General features: G+C 73.6%; 21 protein-coding genes. 11 read left to right on the top strand and 10 right to left on the bottom strand.

The features are described 5' to 3' along the window. Positions 1 to 28: 28 nt before the first annotated feature. From PUR71_RS23380 to PUR71_RS23370, 3 genes are all read right to left on the bottom strand, one after another. Complete coding sequence (locus tag PUR71_RS23380) at positions 29 to 1,348, bottom strand: DUF5667 domain-containing protein (protein ID WP_329929047.1); 1,320 nt, start codon at positions 1,346 to 1,348, stop codon at positions 29 to 31. A 301-nt stretch (positions 1,349 to 1,649) separates the two neighbouring features. Next, on the bottom strand, positions 1,650 to 2,471 hold the full coding sequence (locus PUR71_RS23375; protein WP_443077534.1) for an ECF subfamily RNA polymerase sigma factor, BldN family: 822 nt from the start codon (positions 2,469 to 2,471) through the stop codon (positions 1,650 to 1,652). 583 nt (positions 2,472 to 3,054) lie between these two features. Beyond that, a complete protein-coding gene (locus PUR71_RS23370) occupies positions 3,055 to 4,068 on the bottom strand; it encodes an HAD family hydrolase (RefSeq protein WP_329929046.1) in 1,014 nt (337 codons plus the stop codon). 118 nt (positions 4,069 to 4,186) lie between these two features. Here PUR71_RS23370 and PUR71_RS23365 point away from each other — a divergent pair, with 118 nt between their 5' ends. The 7 genes from PUR71_RS23365 (at position 4,187) to hemB (ending at position 11,541) form a co-directional block, all read left to right on the top strand. Beyond that, positions 4,187 to 4,471: a glutaredoxin family protein gene (locus PUR71_RS23365; RefSeq protein WP_329929045.1), complete on the top strand. Its 285-nt coding sequence runs from the start codon at positions 4,187 to 4,189 to the stop codon at positions 4,469 to 4,471. A 176-nt stretch (positions 4,472 to 4,647) separates the two neighbouring features. Beyond that, positions 4,648 to 5,418, top strand: coding sequence for a 3'-5' exonuclease (locus tag PUR71_RS23360; protein WP_329929044.1), 771 nt, complete (start codon positions 4,648 to 4,650; stop codon positions 5,416 to 5,418). Between the two features lie 101 nt (positions 5,419 to 5,519). Next, entirely contained in the window at positions 5,520 to 6,413 is an 894-nt protein-coding gene (locus PUR71_RS23355) for a redox-sensing transcriptional repressor Rex (RefSeq protein WP_329929043.1), read from the top strand. Between the two features lie 25 nt (positions 6,414 to 6,438). Continuing rightward, entirely contained in the window at positions 6,439 to 7,779 is a 1,341-nt protein-coding gene (locus PUR71_RS23350; RefSeq protein WP_329929042.1) for a glutamyl-tRNA reductase, read from the top strand. 41 nt (positions 7,780 to 7,820) lie between these two features. Next, entirely contained in the window at positions 7,821 to 8,843 is a 1,023-nt protein-coding gene (hemC, locus tag PUR71_RS23345; protein ID WP_329929041.1) for a hydroxymethylbilane synthase, read from the top strand. Further along, complete coding sequence (locus PUR71_RS23340) at positions 8,840 to 10,489, top strand: uroporphyrinogen-III synthase (RefSeq protein ID WP_329929040.1); 1,650 nt, start codon at positions 8,840 to 8,842, stop codon at positions 10,487 to 10,489. Before hemC ends, PUR71_RS23340 begins: the two co-directional genes overlap by 4 nt. Before the next feature lie 71 nt (positions 10,490 to 10,560). Next, complete coding sequence (gene hemB, locus PUR71_RS23335) at positions 10,561 to 11,541, top strand: porphobilinogen synthase (RefSeq protein ID WP_329929039.1); 981 nt, start codon at positions 10,561 to 10,563, stop codon at positions 11,539 to 11,541. A 106-nt stretch (positions 11,542 to 11,647) separates the two neighbouring features. Here the strand turns inward: hemB and PUR71_RS23330 are convergent, their stop codons facing one another. The 3 genes from PUR71_RS23330 to PUR71_RS23320 all read right to left on the bottom strand — a co-directional run bounded on the left by PUR71_RS23330 (position 11,648) and on the right by PUR71_RS23320 (position 12,911). Next, the gene (locus PUR71_RS23330; RefSeq protein ID WP_329929038.1) at positions 11,648 to 11,914 is read right to left on the bottom strand and encodes a hypothetical protein; all 267 of its coding nucleotides are present in this window, start codon (positions 11,912 to 11,914) and stop codon (positions 11,648 to 11,650) included. 209 nt (positions 11,915 to 12,123) lie between these two features. Continuing rightward, positions 12,124 to 12,468: a rodlet layer protein gene (locus PUR71_RS23325; RefSeq protein WP_329929037.1), complete on the bottom strand. Its 345-nt coding sequence runs from the start codon at positions 12,466 to 12,468 to the stop codon at positions 12,124 to 12,126. A 98-nt stretch (positions 12,469 to 12,566) separates the two neighbouring features. Further along, entirely contained in the window at positions 12,567 to 12,911 is a 345-nt protein-coding gene (locus PUR71_RS23320) for a rodlet layer protein (RefSeq protein WP_329929036.1), read from the bottom strand. A gap of 313 nt (positions 12,912 to 13,224) precedes the next feature. Here PUR71_RS23320 and PUR71_RS23315 point away from each other — a divergent pair, with 313 nt between their 5' ends. After that, a complete protein-coding gene (locus PUR71_RS23315) occupies positions 13,225 to 13,887 on the top strand; it encodes a hypothetical protein (protein WP_329929035.1) in 663 nt (220 codons plus the stop codon). A gap of 84 nt (positions 13,888 to 13,971) precedes the next feature. On the opposite strand, the gene PUR71_RS23310 is transcribed toward PUR71_RS23315, so the two are convergent. From PUR71_RS23310 to PUR71_RS23295, 4 genes are all read right to left on the bottom strand, one after another. Then, on the bottom strand, positions 13,972 to 14,352 hold the full coding sequence (locus PUR71_RS23310; protein WP_329929034.1) for a hypothetical protein: 381 nt from the start codon (positions 14,350 to 14,352) through the stop codon (positions 13,972 to 13,974). A gap of 138 nt (positions 14,353 to 14,490) precedes the next feature. After that, positions 14,491 to 14,763 carry a chaplin gene (locus PUR71_RS23305; RefSeq protein WP_329929033.1) on the bottom strand — a complete coding sequence of 91 codons (273 nt, stop codon included), beginning with the start codon at positions 14,761 to 14,763 and terminating at the stop codon, positions 14,491 to 14,493. A 108-nt stretch (positions 14,764 to 14,871) separates the two neighbouring features. Then, positions 14,872 to 15,114, bottom strand: coding sequence for a chaplin (locus PUR71_RS23300; protein WP_329929032.1), 243 nt, complete (start codon positions 15,112 to 15,114; stop codon positions 14,872 to 14,874). Positions 15,115 to 15,349: 235 nt separating this feature from the next. Continuing rightward, the gene (locus PUR71_RS23295) at positions 15,350 to 15,601 is read right to left on the bottom strand and encodes a chaplin (RefSeq protein ID WP_329929031.1); all 252 of its coding nucleotides are present in this window, start codon (positions 15,599 to 15,601) and stop codon (positions 15,350 to 15,352) included. A 228-nt stretch (positions 15,602 to 15,829) separates the two neighbouring features. Between PUR71_RS23295 and PUR71_RS23290 the strand changes: the two genes are divergently transcribed. The 3 genes from PUR71_RS23290 to PUR71_RS23280 all read left to right on the top strand — a co-directional run bounded on the left by PUR71_RS23290 (position 15,830) and on the right by PUR71_RS23280 (position 19,496). Next, positions 15,830 to 16,069, top strand: coding sequence for a chaplin (locus tag PUR71_RS23290; RefSeq protein ID WP_329929030.1), 240 nt, complete (start codon positions 15,830 to 15,832; stop codon positions 16,067 to 16,069). Positions 16,070 to 16,404: 335 nt separating this feature from the next. After that, on the top strand, positions 16,405 to 18,003 hold the full coding sequence (locus PUR71_RS23285) for an RICIN domain-containing protein (protein ID WP_329929029.1): 1,599 nt from the start codon (positions 16,405 to 16,407) through the stop codon (positions 18,001 to 18,003). Between the two features lie 209 nt (positions 18,004 to 18,212). Continuing rightward, positions 18,213 to 19,496, top strand: a complete 1,284-nt coding sequence (locus PUR71_RS23280) for a hypothetical protein (RefSeq protein WP_329929028.1) — start codon at positions 18,213 to 18,215, stop codon at positions 19,494 to 19,496. Positions 19,497 to 19,512 lie beyond the last annotated feature (16 nt).

Below are 19,512 nucleotides of genomic sequence, written 5' to 3'. Positions count from 1 at the left end.
CTCGGCCGTCGTGTGCCGACCCGGTGCGTCAGCCGCCGAGGATCCGCAGTCCGGGCAGCAGGCCCGGGATGAGCGGCGGCACGTCGACGCCCTGCTGCTGGCCGCCGGTGGCGGCACTGGGCGTGGCGGTCGGCAGCTGCTGCTGCGTCTGGCCGCCGGGCGCCACGTCGGTGCTGGGCGAGGGCTGCTGCTTGCCGCCGGTGAGCCCGTTGGTGAGGTTGCCCACCAGGCCGTTGACGGCGTCGGGCGCGCTGCTGGGCAGGTTCCCGGTGAGGCCGTCGCCCTTGGCACCGGTGCCGCCGGGCAGAAGCGCCCCGGCGCCGGCCGGGGAGTGCTCGGTGGCACCGGGCCGGTTGCCGCCGGCCGTGCCCGTGGTGCCGCCCTGCGCGGGCGTGCCCGGTGCGGTGCCGGTGCCGCCGGACGGTGCCGGGCCGGAGCCGGGGTTCGGGCCGGCGGTGTCGCCGCCCGTTTCCGTGCCGGCCGGTGCACCGCCGGGGGCGGTGGGCTGGGCCAGGCGCAGAGGCGCGACGTCCTCGCTCATGTCGTCGAAGAGCTGGTTCACCAGGTGGGCCTGCGGGGTGAGTTGGGAGGGCAGGTGCCCCTCCAGCTCGGTCCAGCGGCTGTCCTCCTCGTGGGCGAAGCCGGCCAGTGTGCGCATCGGGTCGAGCGAGCCGTTGCTGCGGTAGACCGAGCGCAGCAGGTCGCGGCCCTTGATCGCGTCGGCGTGCATGTCGTCCAGTGCGCGGCGGACCTGGTCGACGGTGCCGGGGCTGAGCGCGCCCGCCCCGTCGGTGCGGCCCACCAGACTCTTGGCCTCCTTGAGCCGGGTCGCGGCGTTGTCGAGGAGCAGTTCGCCGCGCTCGGAGTCGGAGCCCGCCAGGTCGAGCCGCAGTCCTTCGAGGCCGCGCTTCATGCCGTACAGCGTGTCCCCCGGGAGGGCGCTGGTGCTGGCGGCGGCGGCGCCCGCGAAGCTGCCGACGGCGAGGCCGGCGACGAGGCCGCCGATCGCGAAGCGGCGGCTCCAGCGGCCGCGCGGGGCCATCCGGACCGCGCGGTGCCGGCGCTGGCGGGGCACTGTGGCACCCGGTCCGCCGGCGAAGGCCTGCTCGAACGCGGCCATCAGCTGGGCGCGTTGGACGGTCCGTACCTCCGGGTCGAGTGCCGGGCCGGGCAGTGTGCCCAACGCGCCCGCCAGGCCGACCAGTTCGGCCATCGCGGCCGAACTATGGCCGGTGGTAGCGGTGTTGGCCGATTCGGTGTCGGCCGTGCCGCGTTGCTCTGCCTGGTGGGCCTCCAGCGCCTCGGCGAAGGCCTTCGCCCGTCGGTGCTCCAGCACGTTTGCCGTCACGGGCCACACCTCCCTTCGTCGTTGTCGACACCCCGGCCTGCCGGACGGTTGCCCCGGCGGGCCAAAGCCACTCCATCGGGTGACGGGTCGCAATTCGGCTTGACCGTACGCCTGGTGGCGGCTTGCACGATGGCCAACGAGCGGTGCGGGTGGTCGGTTACGCACGACTGATCATCGGACCGACCGTTCACCCGGACGTGTCGGTCCGCCACCGGTGGTGACGGACCGTCGGCGCCGGCCGGGCGGGGTATCCCCCCGTCGGCGCCGCACGCGGCCGCGGCGGCCGGCACGGCCGTGCGCCTCACCGCGCGTCGGGCGGGAGCAGGCGGGCCAGGGTGCGGACGGCCCGGTACTGCAGCGTCTTGATGGCGCCTTCGTTCTTGCCCATGATCCGCGCCGTCTCGGCCACCGAGAGCCCCTGCAGGAAGCGGAGCGTGACGCACTCCTGCTGCTGCGGGTTGAGCCGGCGCACCGCGTCGAGCAGGGCCGCGTTGGAGAGCGACTCCAGGACCGACTCCTCCGGGCTGCGCTCGCACTCGTTGGAGTCGAGCATCTCGCCGGTGGTGACCTCCAGCCGGAAGCGGCTGGACTTGAAGTGGTCGGCGACCAGGTTGCGGGCGATCGTCACGAGCCAGGCGCCGAAGTCGCGGCCCTGCCAGGTGAAGGTGCCGATCCGGCGCAGGGCGCGCAGGAACGTCTCGCTGGTGAGGTCCTCGGCGGTGGCCCGGCTGCCGACCCGGTAGTAGATGTACCGGTAGACGGTGTCCGAGTAGTGGTCGTAGAGCCGCCCGAAGGCCTCGCTCTCGCCGGCCTGGGCGCGCTCGACCAGCTCCATGATCGGGTTGTGCTCGGTCTCGTAGCCCGGGGCGGGCGCGGTGCGCGTCCGGCTGCGGCCGACGCCGGCGGTGCCGGTGCGGCCGCGGGAGCCGGTGCCGGCCGAGCCGGCCGCGGTGGTGCGCAGTGCGAGTCCGGGGGCCGGCTGGGGCCCGAGGGGCGCGCCGGCCGGGACGAGCTGGGGCGAGACGGCGAGCTGGGTGAGGAGCAGGCTGCGCAACAGGTCGAGGCCGGTGGAGATCTGCCGGGTGGTGACCGGGCGACCGCGGAGGCCGGTGCGGGGACGCAGGGGCGCGGACGACGGGCGGGAGGGTGCAGGCGCGTCGTTCCGGACGGGTGGGTACACGGGACTCCCAGAGGCAGAACTGTGGACGGATCACCTCCGCCTGCGCGGAGAGCACGCCACCATTGCCCGTTCGGACGGGGCGGTTGGGTGACGCGCATCCAGGAGAGAATAACGCTTTGTGCAATGACAGCTACACCGTGTGGTCGAAGTGGTCGCTTGGGATGCATTTCGCGTGCATATTCGGCCGACACTGACCGATCGTGTCGCCGTTCATCCGGCTCAACGTGACCGAACGGGCGCCCAGGGTGACCAATTCGGTGGTCCGCCGGGCGGTTTCCCTGCCTCGGGGCTCGGTAATCGCCGACTTTCCCGGTCTGGCGAACGATCAGAACCGGTCAGCGACTTACAGGTTCGAACAGCGGGTCCGGACGGCCGTGCGGTGGACCGGAGTTCGCTCGTACGAGGGGCCAGGTCAGCGGCCCTGTTGACGCCTGGTCACCCCTGAAGGGGAGGGCCGTGCGGAGGATTTCGGAGCGGCGCCGACGGCAACTCGGGCGTGGCGGAGGGTGGCGGAACGTGCGCGGGATCACGCGCGGCGGCGCCGCCGGTGCAGCGCGACCGCGGCGGCGGTCGCCCCCGCGAGCACGCCGAGCGCTGCCGCGGCCGGCAAGCCGATCCGGGCCGCCTTCCGTCCGGTGCGGAAGTCCCGCACGCGCCAGCCCTGGGCGCGCGCGTGCCGGCGCAGCGCGCCGTCCGGGTTCACCACGTACGGGTGGCCGACGAGGGAGAGCATCGGGATGTCGTTGGCCGAGTCGCTGTACGCGGCGCAGCGGTCGAGGTCGAGCCGCTCGCGTCTGGCGAGCGCGGAGACGGCGGCGGCCTTGGCGGGGCCGTGCAGCAGCTCGCCGACCAGCCGGCCGGTGTAGAGCCCGTCGTGGGCCTCGGCGACGGTGCCGAGCGCGCCGGTCATGCCGAGCCGCCGGGCGATCACCCGGGCCACCTCCAGCGGGGCGGCGGTGACCAGCCAGACCCGCTGGCCGGCGTCGAGGTGCATCTGCACCAGGGCGCGGGTGCCGGGCCAGATCTTGTCGGCGACGACGTGCTCGAAGACCTCCTCGCAGAGCGCCTCCAACTCGGCGGTGGCCTTGCCGGCGACGAGGCCGAGCGCGGTGTGCTGGGCGTCCGAGATGTGGTCCGGGTCCTCGGCGCCGTGCAGCCGGAACCAGGCCTGCTGCCAGGCGAAGCGGGCGATGTCGCGGCGGGTGAGGAAACCGTGGCGGTAGAGGCCGACACCGAGGTAGAAGATCGCGGCGCCGCGCAGGATGGTGTTGTCGCAGTCGAAGAAGGCGGCGGCGTGCGGATCGCCGGGCTCGGGGGTGTGGTTGCCGGCGGGTGCCTTGGGGGCCTTCGAGGGCCTGCCGGGGGCCGCGCCCGGGGCGGTGGCGCCCGCGCCGGGGGCGGAGGCGTCCGCGAGGGCTGCGGCCGGCTCGGGCTCGGCGCGCAGGGCGGCCTCCGCGGCCTCGGCCGCGGCCTCGCCCGCGAGAGCGGTCCGCTCGGTGGTGGGGCGCCTAGCGCGGGTGAGCCTTCGGAGCACGGCCATGTCATCGAGCATAGCCAGCCGGGCGCGCAGCAGCCGTGACGGCGGCGTGCCCGTGCGGTGAACAGCGCGGTGCGCGGCCGGGCGCGGGACCGGTGCGGGCGGGGCGGACAATGGCCGGGTGAGCCCACTGCTGCGACGTGACAAGAGCCCGAAGCCGTCCCCGGCGGACCGTACCGTGACCCTGGTCGGCAAGCCCGGGTGCCATCTGTGCGACGACGCCCGGGAGGTGATCGTCCGGGTGACGGGGGAGCTGGGCGCGGCCTTCGAGGAGAAGGACATCACCCAGGACGAGGAGCTGTACCGGCTGTACTGGGAGCAGATCCCGGTGACGCTGGTCGACGGCCGCCAGCACGACTTCTGGCGGGTGGACGAGCGCCGCCTGCGCGCCGCGCTGGGCGGCTGATCCCCCCACCGCTGGCTTTTCGCGGGCTCCGGCCGTCCCCCCCCGCCGACCGGCGGGGGCGAGTCGCCGAATCGTTGCCAAACCCACTCCGAACCGGCGGTGTCGGAGCGTGTTCGTCGGCTTACGATCGAACTCGTTTGCGCCCGTGGGGGGCTGAGCACACGAGGAGTGCCGCCATGCTTCCCGGTCCCACCCCCGCGACGTCCCAGGCCCCCGACGGCGCCCGGGGCTTCGCCGTGGTGGACGTGGAGGCGACGGGCCGCAGCCCGTGGCGCCACCGGGTGGTCGAGATCGCGGTGGTCCTGCTGGACGGCCAGCTGCGCCCGGAGGGCGAGTTCGCGACCCTGCTCGACCCGCTGGGCCCGGTAGGCCCGACCCACGTGCACCGGATATGCCAGGCGGACGTCGAGGGCGCGCCGCGCTTCCGGGAGATCGCGCCGCGGCTGCTGGAGCTGCTGGCCGGCCGGGTGCTGGTGGGGCACCACGTGAGCTGTGACCACGCCTTCCTGGAGCGCGAGTTCGCCCGCATCGGCGTGCCGCTGCCGCCCGTCCCGCTGCTGTGCACGATGCGCCTGGCCCGCGAGCTCCTGCCGGAGGCCGGCGGTCACGGCCTGGCCGCCTGCGTGGAGGCGGCCGGCCTCGGCTGGTACCCGGCGCACACCGCGCTCGGCGACGCCCGGGTGACCGCCGAACTGCTGCGCCACTGCGTGGGCGTCCCCGGCGTCCCCGGCGGACCGACGGGCGACCGGACGCCGGAGGACGTGCGGGGGGCGCTGCGCGAGGCGGCCCGGGTGCCCTGGCCGCGGCTGGGCCGGGCCCGTTCCCGCCCGTCCGGAGCGGCCGTCCCGCTGCTGCGCAGGGAGGCGCCGTACGGCCCGTGGCTGCCCGGGGTACCGGCCCCGGCCGTGGTGCTGACGGACTGCGGTGCTATGGGCTCGACGGCGTGATGCGCATCACTGTGCGGGGACAAATCGGACACCATCTTTGTGCACACGTTCACAAACGCATAGCCTGGCTGCCAAAGCCCAGCTTCACCCACAGGAGCACCGTGGCAATCGGCCGATCACCACAGAGCAGTTCGCAGACGCCCGACCAGGGCGCCGCGCGCCGACCCTCGCGTGCCCGGGGCATCCCGGAGGCGACCGTCGCCCGCCTGCCCCTCTACCTGCGGGCCCTCACCGCGCTCTCCGAGCGCTCGGTGCCGACCGTCTCCTCCGAGGAGCTGGCCGCCGCGGCCGGGGTCAACTCCGCCAAGCTGCGCAAGGACTTCTCCTACCTCGGCTCCTACGGCACCCGCGGTGTCGGCTACGACGTCGAGTACCTCGTCTACCAGATCTCCCGCGAGCTCGGCCTGACCCAGGACTGGCCGGTCGTCATCGTCGGCATCGGGAACCTCGGCCACGCCCTCGCGAACTACGGGGGCTTCGCCTCCCGCGGTTTCCGGGTCGCCGCCCTGCTGGACGCCGACCCCAACGTGGTCGGTTCCACGGCGGCGGGGCTGCCGGTGCGCCACATGGACGAGCTGGAGTCGATCGTCGAGAGCCAGCACGTCTCCATCGGCGTCATCACCACCCCGCCCGGTGCCGCCCAGCAGGTCTGCGACCGCCTGGTCGAGGCCGGCGTCACTAGCATCCTCAACTTCGCCCCGACCGTGCTGACCGTTCCGGACGGCGTGGACGTGCGCAAGGTGGACCTCTCCATCGAGCTGCAGATCCTCGCCTTCCACGAGCAGCGCAAGGCCGGCGAGGAGCCCGACCGCACCGAGTCGGTGCTGGACCGCGCCCCCGGCCCGGTCCGCGCCGCGGCCGCCAAGCTGCGCCGCGCGGCCGCCGGCAGCGGCAAGGCTCGCGCCGAGACCACCGCCAAGGACCAGGCCGAGCAGGTCAAGGGCAAGCCGGCCAAGGGCGGCGAGGGCGATCTGTCCGCGGTGATGCCCGCATGAACACGAAGAGCTGTGGGGGGCGGGCGTGAGTCTTCTCGTCGTAGGACTGAGCCACCGGACGGCCCCGGTCGGCGTGCTGGAGCGCGCCGCGCTGACCGGTGACGCGCCGACCCGGCTGCTGCACGACGCCGCGGCCACCGCGACCGTCGCCGAAGCCGCGCTGCTCAACACCTGCAACCGGATCGAGCTGTACGCGGACGTCGACAAGTTCCACGCCGGCGTCGCCGAGCTGTCCCTGCTCCTGGCCCACCACAGCGGGGTGGACCTGGAGGAGCTGACCCCCCACCTCTACGTCCACTACGAGGACCGCGCCGTCCACCACCTCTTCTCGGTGGCCTGCGGCCTGGACTCGATGGTCGTCGGCGAGGGCCAGATCCTCGGCCAGCTGCGCGACGCGCTCGCCAAGGCCCAGGAGGAGCACACCGCCGGGCGCGACCTGAACGAGCTGTTCCAGCAGGCGCTGCGGGTCGGCAAGCGGGCGCACAGCGAGACCGGCATCGACAAGGCCGGCCAGTCGCTGGTGACCTTCGGCCTGGAGCAGGTCGCGGCCGGCGCGGGCGAGATCGCCGGCAAGCGGGCCCTGGTGGTCGGCGCCGGCTCGATGAGCTCGCTGGCCGCCGCGACCCTGGTCCGCTCCGGCGTCACCGACCTGCTGGTCGCCAACCGGACGCCCGCGCGCGCCGAGCGCCTGGTCGAGATCCTCGGTCCGGGCGTGGCCCGCACCCTCGACCTGGCCAAGGTGCCGCAGGCGCTGGCCGACGTCGACCTGGTGATCTCCTGCACCGGCGCGGCCGGCGTGGTCATCCACGCCGAGGACGTCGCCGCCGCGGTCGCCCTGCGCCGGACCGAGCAGCCGCTCGCCCTGCTCGACCTCGCCATGCCGCGAGACGTCGACCACGCGGTGCACGAGTTGCCCGGCGCCCTGCTGGTCGACCTGGAGAGCCTCTCGCACGCCCACGCCGCCAGCCCCGGCGCCGGCGACGTGGACGCCGTCACCCGGATCGTCGCGGACGAGGTCACCGCGTTCGGCGCCGCCCAGCGGGCCGCGCGGATCGCGCCGACCGTCGTCGCGCTGCGGTCGATGGCCTCCGACGTCGTCGCCGCCGAGCTCGGCCGGCTGGACTCCCGGCTGCCCGACCTGGACGAGCGCTCGCGCGCCGAGATCACCCAGACCGTCCGGCGGGTCGTCGACAAGCTCCTGCACGCACCCACCGTGCGGGTCAAGCAGCTCGCCGCCGAGCCCGGCGGCGCCTCCTACGCGGACGCCCTGCGCGAACTGTTCGACCTCGACCCGGCGGCCGTGCACGCCGTGTCGGGCACGCCCGTCGGCGGCCGGCCCCAGCCCTCGGGCGGGAGCGCCGGATGAACCGTCAGCCATCCCACGAGTACCACCGGGACGATCACCTCATGAATGGTCAACCGATCACGGAGCAGGCTCCGGCCGCCCCCGCCCTGCGGCTCGGCACCCGGCGCAGCGCGCTCGCCATGGCCCAGTCGGGCATGGTCGCCCGCGAGGTGACCAGGCTCACCGGGCGCGCCGTCGAGCTGGTCGAGATCACCACCTACGGCGACACCTCGCGCGAGGCGCTGGCCCAGATCGGCGGCACCGGCGTGTTCGTCTCCGCGCTGCGCGACGCGCTGCTGGAGGGCCGGATCGACTTCGCCGTGCACTCGCTGAAGGACCTGCCCACCGCCGCCCCCGAGGGCCTGGTGCTGGCCGCCGTCCCCGAGCGCGAGGACGTCCGCGACGCCCTGGTCGCCCACGAGGGCCTGACCCTGGACGAGCTGGTGGAGAAGCTGGCCGGGGCCGGCCGCCAGGCCCGGATCGGCACCGGCTCCCCGCGCCGGATGGCCCAGCTGAACGCCTGGGCCGCCGCCCGCGGCGCCGCCCTGGAGACCGTCGCGATCCGCGGCAACGTGGACACCCGGATCGGGTACGTCACCAAGGGCGAGCTGGACGCCGTGGTGCTCGCCACCGCCGGCCTGAACCGGCTCGGCCGCAGCGCCGAGATCTCCCAGCACCTCGACCCCGAGCTGATGCTCCCGGCCCCCGGCCAGGGCGCGCTCGCCATCGAGTGCGCGTCCGGGGCCGTGCTTCCGGACGGGGGCGACCTCGCCGCCGCGCTCGCCGCCCTCGACCACGCCCCCACGCGGGTCGAGGTGGCCGCCGAGCGGGCGCTGCTGGCCGCCCTGGAGGCCGGCTGCTCGGCGCCGGTGGCCGGGCTGGCCACCTGGAGCCGGCCGAACGAACTGCGGCTGGAGGGCGTGGTCGGCACCACCGACGGCGCCACCCTGCTGAAGATGTCCGCCAACGGTCCGATCGTCCTCGACGAGACCGCCGAGCAGCAGGCGACGGCCCTCGGCCGCGCGCTGGCCGCCCGGCTGCTCGACGCGGGCGCGGCCGCCCTGATGGGGGAGCGAGCCCGATGAGCCCCACCGCCGCCACCGACACCCCGTTCCCGGGCGGCCAGTCCGCCGCCGGACGGTGCACCTTCCTGGGCGCGGGCCCCGGGGACCCGGGGCTGCTGACCCTGCGCGCGGTCGAGGTGCTCTCCTCGGCCGACGTCCTGGTCGCCGACCCGCTGACCGCCGCCGCCGTGCGCAGCCACTGCCCGGCCGGCGTGCAGGTGCACACCCCCGGCGCCGAGGGCGCCGAGCTCGACCTGGCCAAGCTGGTCGCCGAGGCCGTGCGGGCCGGCAAGCACGTGGTCCGCACCGTCGACGGCGACCCGGGCCTGGACGGCTGCGCCGCCGAGGAGATGCTCAGCTGCGCGGGCGACGGGATCGCCTTCGAGGTGATCCCGGGCGTCGCCCAGTCGGTCGGCGTGCCGGCCTACGCGGGCGTCCCGCTGCGCGGCTCGGCCGGCACCGACGTCCGCTTCGTCGACGGCGCGGCGCTGCTGGCCGGCGGCCCGGTCGACCTGGGCGCGCCGGAGACCACCCTGGTGGTGCGCACGACGCTGGGCCAGCTGCCCGCGACCGCCGCCGCGCTGGTCTCCAACGGCCGAAAGCCGGAGGCGGCGCTGAGCGCGACGCTGTCCGGAACCACCACGCGCCAGCGCACCTTCACCTCGACCCTGTCGAGCATCGCGGCCGACCTCAAGACCGCCCGGGTGCTGCCCTCGCCGGTCTCCGCCCCGGTGGACCCGGCCACCTCGGTGATAGCCGTGGTGGGCGAGCAGGTCGCCCACCGCGCCTCGCACTCGTGGTTCGAGACCAAGCCGTTGTTCGGCTGGAACGTCCTCGTGCCGCGCACCAAGGAGCAGGCCCACGGCCTGTCCGAGCAGCTGCGCTCGTACGGCGCGGTGCCGCAGGAGGTGCCGACCATCGCGGTCGAGCCGCCGCGCACCCCGCAGCAGATGGAACGGGCCATCAAGGGCCTGGTGACCGGCCGCTACGAGTGGATCGCCTTCACCTCGGTGAACGCCGTCCGCGCGGTCCGGGAGAAGTTCGAGGAGTACGGCCTGGACGCCCGCGCGTTCGCCGGCATCAAGGTCGCGGCGGTCGGCGAGACCACCGCGCAGGCCCTGGTGGACTTCGGCGTGAAGCCGGACCTGGTGCCCTCCGGCGAGCAGTCCGCGGCCGGCCTGCTGGAGGACTGGCCGCCCTACGACCCGGTGTTCGACCCGATCGACCGGGTGCTGCTGCCGCGCGCCGACATCGCCACCGAGACCCTGGTGGCCGGCCTGGTCGAGCTCGGCTGGGAGGTCGACGACGTGACGGCGTACCGCACGGTGCGCGCCTCGCCGCCGCCGGCCGAGACCCGCGAGGCGATCAAGGGCGGCGGCTTCGACGCGGTGCTCTTCACCTCGTCCTCGACCGTGCGCAACCTGGTCGGCATCGCCGGCAAGCCGCACAACGTCACGGTCATCGCCTGCATCGGCCCGGCCACCGCGAAGACCGCCGAGGAGCACGGCCTGCGGGTCGACGTGATGGCCCCGGCCCCGTCGGCGGCCGCGCTGGCCCAGGCGCTGGCAGACTTCGGGGCCAAGCGCCGCGACACGGCGACCGCCGCCGGTGAGCCGGTCTACCGGCCCAGCGAGCGCCGCCCGGGTTCGCGCCGCAAGGCCCGCTGACCCCCACCCGGGACCCGGGGGCGGCGATCCCGTCGCCCCCGGAGCTGCACCACCGTTCGGAGAGAGAAGCCGTGTCCGCTGAATTCCCGTACGTTCGCCCCCGCCGGCTGCGCCAGAGCCCGGCGATGCGCCGCCTGGTCGCCGAGACCCGGCTGCACCCGGCGGAGCTGATCCTGCCGCTGTTCGTCCGCGAGGGCGTCAGCGAGCCCGTCCCGGTCGGCTCGATGCCGGGCGTCGTCCAGCACACCCGGGACACCCTGCGCAAGGCCGTGGTGGAGGCCGCCGAGGCCGGTCTGGGCGGCGTCATGCTGTTCGGCGTGCCCGAGGTCCAGGACGCCGTCGGCAGCGAGGGCACCAACCCGGACGGCATCCTCCAGCTGGCGATCCGGGACGTCGTCTCCGAGGTCGGCGACGCGCTGGTGGTCATGTCCGACCTGTGCCTGGACGAGTACACCGACCACGGCCACTGCGGCGTCCTGGCCGCCGACGGCAGCGTGGACAACGACGCCACCCTGGAGCGGTACGCCGAGATGGCCCGGGTCCAGGCCGACGCCGGCGTCCACCTGGTCGGCCCGTCCGGGATGATGGACGGCCAGATCGCGGTGGTCCGCCGGGCGCTGGACGAGGCCGGGCACCAGGACACCGGCATCCTCGCCTACACCGCGAAGTACGCCTCGGCGTTCTACGGCCCCTTCCGCGAGGCCGTCGGCTCCTCGCTCAAGGGCGACCGCAAGAGCTACCAGCAGGATCCGGCCAACGCCCGCGAGTCGCTGCGCGAGCTCCAGCAGGACGTCGCCGAGGGCGCCGACCTGGTGATGGTCAAGCCCGCCATGGCCTACCTGGACATCCTGCGCCAGGTCGCCGACGCCTCGCCGGTGCCGGTCGCCGCGTACCAGGTGTCCGGGGAGTACGCGATGGTCGAGGCCGCGGCGGCGAACGGCTGGATCGACCGGGAGCGGATGATCATGGAGACGCTCACCTCGATCCGCCGGGCCGGCGCCGAGCAGATCCTCACCTACTGGGCGGTCGAGGCCGCCGCGATGCTCAAGTAGCGGCGTTCTTGCCCGCTCGCCTCCGGGTGCGCTCCGGCTCGGGGCGGGGACGACGGAAGGCCGGGCACCTCCCCGCGGGGAGGTGCCCGGCCTTCCGTCGTACGGCTTAGCGCCAGTCGTGGATGTGGGCGAAGCCCTCCACGCCGCCGGCCACGTCCTTGGCGGTGGCGGCGCCCCAGCCCTCGCCACCGGTGACGATGTGCGAGGTGTGGGCGATGGCGGCCCACTGGTCGGCCGCGAACACCGGGTCGGCGGAGCCGACGAACTCGCCACCACCAGCCAGGCCGACGTGCGCGAACGCCGGGGTGGCGGCACCCGCGAGCGCGAGCGCGGCGGTGGCGGTCAGCGCGACCTTGACCAGCTTGCTCTTCATGGTTCTGCCCTCTCTTCGGGAGCGCCTCGGCCGGCGCTCTGCGTGTGACACGTGATCACTTCCGGCCGTCCGGTCCGCCGCCCCACGCGCCGGACCGGACGGCCGTTCACCCGGCCGGGCGCACGCCCGCCGGACACCTCGTCCGTACAGCCCGGAGGGCCCGGGGAGACCAACCTCCCCGGGCCCTCCGTCCGTGCCATGCCCCTTGATCAGCCGATCAGGTGCGAGACACCCGCGTCGCCCGAGGACTGGGTGTTCTGGCCGACGTTGCAGATCTGCTTCGGGGTGCTGTTCAGGACCGGCACCTCGACCGGAACCGCGACGCCGATGACGGCGACGGCGATGTTGTGGACCTCCGGCAGGCAGACGTTGGCGTTGTCCAGGGTGTGGAAGTTCGGGCTGCCGTTGCCGTGGGTGCCGGTCTGGTTGGTGCCACCGTTGCCCTGGACCGAGGTGGCGGCGCCGTCCGAGTCGACGATGGCGGAGGCCGAGCCGGCGGACATCGCGATGGCGGCGGCGGCCAGGCCGGCGGCGGCGAGGGACTTCTTGATCATTTCCGGTTTTCCTCTCGAGGGGTGAATCGGGGAGCGATTCGAAGGATGGTTCAGGAGGCCTGCCCGGGAGCTGCAGGCGGTACGGCCCGGACGGTTCGTCAGCCGACCAGGTGCGAGACGCCGGCGTCGCCGTGGCTCTGGGTGCCCTGGCCCTGGGTGCAGTACTGCTTGCCACCGCTGTTGGCGATCGGGACCTCGACCGGGACGGCCACACCGAGAACGCCGACGGCGATGTTGTGGATCTCGGGGAGGCAGACGTTCGCGTTGTCCAGGAAGTGGAAGTTCGGGCTGTTGTTCCCGACGGTGCCGGTGAAGTTGGTGCCGCCGTTGCCCTCGATGGAGGCGGCGGCGCCGTCCGCGTCACCGATGGCGGTGGCCGGCGCGGCGGCGGCGGCCAGCGCGGCGACGGCCAGGCCGGCGGCGGCGAAGGACTTCTGGATCATGGGGAGATCCCTCTCTGAAAAGCTCTTTGGTTTCCGTGCGTACAACGCGTAGAACGCTCAGACCCGGTCTGCAGTCACTGACGTCCAGATCAAAGAATGACGGCACGGAAGGTTACGGGGATTTTTGAAAAGAGTCCGGGAGGCGCGTCCGGGAGTGGTTTCCAGTCGGATTATTAGGCCGAATCGGCTAACGGCCGCAATCCGAGCTCCCGCTCACTCGTTGAGACAGATTGCTTTACGGCTGCGGTACTCGGGTAGCGCGGCCGTACCCCTCGGAAGATCTCCAGTACGGACAGGCAGAACGGTGAAAAGCATGAAGTTCTCCAAGCGGGCCGGCGCGATGCTGCTGGCGGTCGGTGCGGGCGTGCTCGCCTCCCAGGGGGCGGCCTCCGCCGCCCCGATGAGCCCCGACCAGGTCGGTGCGCTGGAGGACAAGCTGGCCACCCAGCAGGTCCCCGCGGACATCCCGCTCGCCCCGCTGGACAGTCACCTCACCGCGGGCATCCCCACCTCGCTGGTCATGCCGCCGGCACCCGGACGGACCACCAGCACCAGCACCGAGCTGCTGCCCGACCGGCTCGTCCCGGAGCTGCGCACCGGCAAGGTGGGCCCGAGCGCCAAGGCCGAGCTGCCCGTCCCGCTGGTGGACCGGAGCACCGACCTCGGCAAGGTGCTGCTGGACGCCCCGGCCGCGCCGCTGCGCGCCGACACCCCGGGCCTCGCCCTCGGCAAGCCGCTCTCGCTCGCCCAGGACGGCACCGGCCAGCTGGCCGGCGGCCACCTGAAGGTCGACGAGGTGGACCCGCGGCTGGTCACCGGCGCCGTGCAGGCCGTGCCGGGCGCCACGGCGACCCTCGGCAACGAGGACCACCGCCTTTCCGTCACCGACGAGGTGAACGACCTGGCCGCGACCACCACGGCCACCACGACCGGTGTCGTGCAGGAGACCGGGCTGACGGACCTCGCGCAGCTCTGAGTCCCCGGCGAGCCTCCGCGGACACGCGAGAGCCCGGCACCCCCGCCTCGAACGGGTGCCGGGCTCGCGCGCGTGCGCGGAGGCTCAGCCCGGCAGGACGCCGGTCAGCCCGCCGACCAGCGGCAGGTCCTTGGCGCCGCCCCCGGCGCTCAGCGGACCGGTCAGCACGCCGGTGCCGACCGGCGCGAGGCCCTGGTCGGGCTGCACGGTCGCGCCGTTGTTGAGCACGTCGGCCGAGGAGTTCGCCCACGGGTCCAGGCGCAGGCTCTTGATCGGCGCGATGCCGTAGCCGAGCCCGGAGGTCGTCCCGTTCAGCGCCTGGCCGACGTCCGTCTTCGTCAGCGTGGCCGGGCCGGCCTCCGGGGCCGGGTGGGGCGCGGTGGCGGCCTGCGCGGAGCCCGCGCCGAGCAGCACCGCGGCGCCGACGGCGGCGGCCAGTCCGGCCCCGCCCTTCTTCGAAACCATGCGGATCACCCTTCGGTGGATCGGGAGCCGGTCGGCCGGCGGCCGGCCGGGAGCAGAGGCGCCGTCCGGAGATGCCGAACTGCCCCCCGGCCGGTCGGTCGGGGGGCAGTTCGGCCGGAACGCGTGCCGACCGGAGGATCAGCAGTCGTCCGCGTCGTGGTGCGGGTGCATGTCCACGTTGGCGCAGCTGTTGCCGAAGGCCGGGTTCAGCAGGCCGATCACGTTGATGGAGTTGCCGCACAGGTTGATCGGCACGTGGACCGGGACCTGGATCTGGTTGCCGGAACCGACGCCGGGGGAGCCGGCGGCCACGCCCTCGGCGCCCGAGCTGGCGGCGGCGGAGCCGGCCGCGCCGAGCACCAGGCCGGCGGCGGCGGCGGAGAGGACGGCGACCTTCTTCACGTTCTGCATGGGGGTTGATCTCCTCGATCACACACGGGTGGAGCGTGCCTCGCCCCGTCGTGAGGGGCGAGGCACGGGCTCGGTGAATCAGCTGTCGCCGGGGCGGCGACCGCGGGTTCAGCCGACGTTGGCGCAGCTGTTGCCGAAGGCCGGGTTCAGCAGACCGATGACGTTGACGGTGTTGCCGCAGACGTTCAGCGGGATGTGGATCGGCACCTGGATCTGGTTGCCGGAGAGCACGCCGGGGGAGCCGGCGGCCACACCCTGGGCGCCGGAGCTGGCGAAGGCGCCGCCGGCCGCACCGAGGACCAGGCCGGTGGTGGCCAGCGTCAGGACGGCGGCCTTCTTGAGGTTACGCATGTTCTTTCCTCCGTTTTCTGCCCGACGGATCGCGAATGTCGGGAGCCGGGCGAGCAGGAATGCCCGCCCGATGGCTTCTTGGACTGCCGTGATTTGTCACTCCGTCGGCGCACACCGGCGTGTTCCGCCCATGGCTCGGGCGTGGCCGCGGTGGCCGCTTCTCGGCGCCTCGCGGACGGTTTCCCGCACGGCCGGGAAAGGTCCGGGGCAAGGCGCGACCAGGAGGAATTCCCGGTCAGGCGTTGAGGCAGTGATTGCCGAACGCCGGGTTCAGGAGGCCCACCACGTCGACCGAGTTGCCGCACACGTCGAGCGGGATGTGCACGGGGACCTCCACCGAGTTGCCCGAGACCACGCCGGCCGAGCCGGCCGCGACACCCTCGGCGGTCGCGCCGTGCAGGTGGTGGGCGGACGCGACGCCGGCACCGGCGGCGAGCAGGGCGGCGGTGGCCGCGGTGCCGGCGACGCCGTGGGCTAGCTTGCGCATGGGCGGTACTCGATTCGTGTAGGGGCCTGAGTGGAGCTCGTTCCGCCAGGGAGAACGAGGCAGGGCGCGAGGGGAAACGGTCCGGTCCGGTGATCACCCGAATGCCGGGTACCTCCACCGTTGCGCCACTTGGGTGACATGGCGGGTGCGCTCGCAACCGCATCCGACGGGTCTCGTTCTAGATGTCGCACTCCCCGTGCATCTCTGTTGAACAGTCAGGAGGCTCGTATGAGCATCAAGAAGACGGCTGCCGTCGGTGCCGCCGTGGTGGGTATCGTCGCCGCGGGCGCGGGCTCCGCGATGGCCAGCTCGGGCGCCGAGGGCGTCGCCGCGGGTTCCCCCGGTGTCATCTCCGGCAACCAGATCCAGATCCCGGTGCACATCCCGGTCAACCTGTGCGGCAACTCCGTGGACGTCATCGGTGCGCTGAACCCGGCGTTCGGCAACCACTGCGCCAACCTGGGCTGATCCCGCACCCGGTTCGGCCGGGTGTCGAGCCGCCGTCCCGCGCTTCCCTCCTGGGGTGCGGGCGGCGGCTCTTCCGCGTGTCCGGAGGCGTCGTGGCGGCCTGCGGAGCGCCGACTTCCGCTGCTGTCACAAGCCTTGTTGCGTTACTTGTCAGTACCTAGAATGTGAGACCTGCTCACCTTTCTGCTCCGCTTTCTTGCTCCGCGCCGCTCGGCGCCCCCGGCCGGGCGGTCCCCACCCCCCGCAAGGAGTCGCGTGTGATCAGGTCCCGACTGTCGGCGGCGCGCAGAATCCGGACGGTTGCGCGCCGCTCCCCGTACGGCGCACTTCTCGCCGTGAGCGCCCTCGTCGCCACCCTCGGCCTGGCCGGCGCACCCGTCGCCCTCGCCGACCAGGCCCCCGCTGCCGACGGCGCCCGCCCGGCCGCGATCGTCGCCCTCGGCGACAGTGCCATCTCCGGGGAGGGCGCCGGCACCGACACCGGCGACGGCTACTTCCCCGACACCGACACCCCCACCAACTACTGCCACCGGCACCCGAAGTCGGAGATCTTCGTCACCGACATCCCCGGCGTGACCCCGGTCGACCTCGCCTGCTCCGGCGCCCAGACCGGCGACCTGGTCAGCGACCCGGAGCTGGCCAAGATCACCGGCGGTGGCAGCGGCGACTTCGGCGAGCCCAAGCAGGACGTCAAACTCGCCGACGTGGCCGGCAAGTACGACGTGAAGATGGTCGTCGTCACGATCGGCGCCAACGACGACTTCGACTTCAGCGGGATCATGATGCACTGCCTCGCGCAGTACTTCCCGATCCCGAAGAGCCAGGGCTGCCGCGACACCATCGGCAGCGCCGACATCGTCCAGCGGGCCAAGCGCGTCCAGCCCAAGGTCGTCGCCGCGCTGCAGAACATCCGTCAGACCATGCGCCGGGCCGGCTACGCGGACTCCTCGTACCAGCTGGTCTACCAGTCGTACTTCAACCCGATCACGCCGGACATCCGGCGCAACGACTACCTCGGCAAGATCGCCGACGGCTGTCCGGCCTTCCCCGAGGACCTGGCCTGGGGCCACAACTGGGTGGTGCCGACGTTCAGCGACGCGCTCCGCTCGGCGGCCGAACAGGTGCCCGGCGTCCGGTACCTGGACCAGCGGCGGGTCGCCTTCGGGCACGAGGTCTGCGCGGAGTGGACCAGTTCCCCGTACGAGTACGGCAACGGGGACGTCATCAACCTCTCCGAGTGGGCGCGCAACGGCTGCGACTCGCAGATCGGCATCCCCGGCCTGTGCATGAACATGGTCCGCCAGTCGTACCACCTGCGGGTCGCCGGCTACCGCGGCGAGGGCGTCTGCCTCGGCCAGTTCTTCGCCCGGCCGGACCAGGCGCAGGCCTACTGCACGCTCAACCAGCAGAACACCACGTCCATCCAGCCGCTCACCCCGGGACAGCCGTTCGGCGACGGCCCCGAGGACGGTGCCTGGTACCAGCTGACCAACGCGGGCACCGGCAACGCGCTCGACCTCACCGGCGGCGGCAGCTACGGCGACGCCACCAACGGCCGCGCCGCGATCAGCTACCCGGCCACCGGCGGCCTCAACCAGTCGTTCGTCCTGGAGGCGAAGGCGGGCGGCGGCTACGAGCTCGACTTCAGCGGCAACCGGGGCATGTGCCTGGACGCCGATGCCGCGTCCGTCGCCGTCGGCACCCGGATCCAGCAGTGGGGCTGCAACGGCGGCGGCAACCAGCACTGGGTGTTCAAGCCGGCCGGCGGTGGCCGCTACACGGTCGCCGACTCCCAGGACCAGAGCAAGGTGCTCACCGCCGGCGGCGGCCTCGACGCGCGGGGCAACCCGCTCGTCGTGCTCGCGACCGACACCGGCGCCGCCGACCAGCTCTGGCAGCTCACCAAGCTCGGCATCGTCCACCTCCACGGCTGACGCCCGCCGCGTCCGGTCCGCCGGTTCACCCCGGGTCCGCCGCCGCCCCATCCTCGCGGCGGGCGGCGGCGGACCCGCCGTTGTGGTGGAGCCCGCGCCGTCGCGCCCCCGCCGCCCCGGGCCGGGCGGGGCCGGTGTCGTAGGCTCACTCGACGTCGCCGCGTTCGCCGGCGCGCCGACCACGAGCCGGGCGGGGAGAGCCACAGCAGATGAGCACGGCATCGAGCACCGAGTCGTCCAGCGCCGAGCCCGGCGCCCCGACGCCCCCGGTGACGACGGACGAACGCCCCGAGCCGGAACGCACCGCGCCCGGCCGCCTCGGCGCCCTGATGGACCGCTTCGCGCCCGCGCTCGGCGCCTACGCCGTGGTCAAGGCCACCGGCCTGACCGTCTTCATGATGCTGCTGGCCCACACCGGGGACTACCTCAAGAAGGACCCGGGCCGCGGCGGCGGCGCCCAGCCGTGGGACGTGCTCGGCACCTGGGACGGCATCTGGTACCAGCGGATCGCCGAGAACGGCTACGACCCGCAGCTGATCCCGCTGCACGGCTTCCCGCTGGCCAGCTACTACGAGAACTCGGCGGCCTTCTTCCCGCTCTACCCGTGGCTGATGCGACTGGTCGGCGCGGTCACCGGGCTCGGCCCGTACGGCTCCGGCATCGTCGTGTCGGTGCTCGCCTCGTTCGTCGCGGCGGCCGGCGTCTTCGCGGTCGCCGAGCGGCTCGGCGGCTGGCGGGCGGGCGTGATCGCCGCGGTGCTCTGGGGCCTGTTCCCGGGCTCCGGCGTCGAGTGGGCGGTCTACTCGGACTCGCTGTTCGTCGCGCTGTCCGCGTGGGCCTGCTACTGCGTGATGACCCGCCGCTGGGTGGCGGCCGGGCTGCTGACCCTGGCCGCCGGGCTCAACCGCCCCACCGCCGCGGCCCTGATCGCCGCCGTCTCGATCGCCGCCCTGGTGGCGCTCGTGCGGCGCACCGACGGCGTCCGCCGTCCGCTGTTCGCGATGCTGATCACGCCGTGGGGCCTGCTCTGGTACGTCGCCTGGGTCGGCTACCGGATGGGCGACTGGGGCGGCTACTTCAAGCTCCAGCGCGGCGCCTGGAACCGCTACTTCGACTGGGGCGCCTCCACCTTCCGCACGGTCCTGGACGTGGTCACCGGGCACTGGAACTTCTGGCAGTCCAACCCGGCCCCCGACCTGATCGCGATCGCGCTGCTGATCGCCCTGCCCGGCCTGCTGGTGCTGCTGCTGCGGCTGCGTCCGCCGCTGGTCCTGGTGATCTACACGCTGCTGACCATCATCACCGCACTGAGCAGCAACCAGATCTTCGACAACATCTCGCGCTACCTGCTGCCGGCCTTCCCGCTCTGCATCGGCCTCGCGGTCGCGCTGCGCCGGGTCCGGACGCCTTCGCTGATCGGGCTGTTCGCGATGCCCGCGGTCGCGGCGGGCTGGTACGCCGGGTACGCCCTGTTCGAGCTGGGCATCCCGTAGGCCTTCGCGCGCCCGG

It is taken from the genome of Streptomyces sp. SP17BM10 (assembly GCF_036322405.1).
Lineage (GTDB): Bacteria > Actinomycetota > Actinomycetes > Streptomycetales > Streptomycetaceae > Kitasatospora.
Note: the sequence above shows the minus strand (reverse complement) of the source record. Positions and strands in the feature narration are given on the sequence as shown.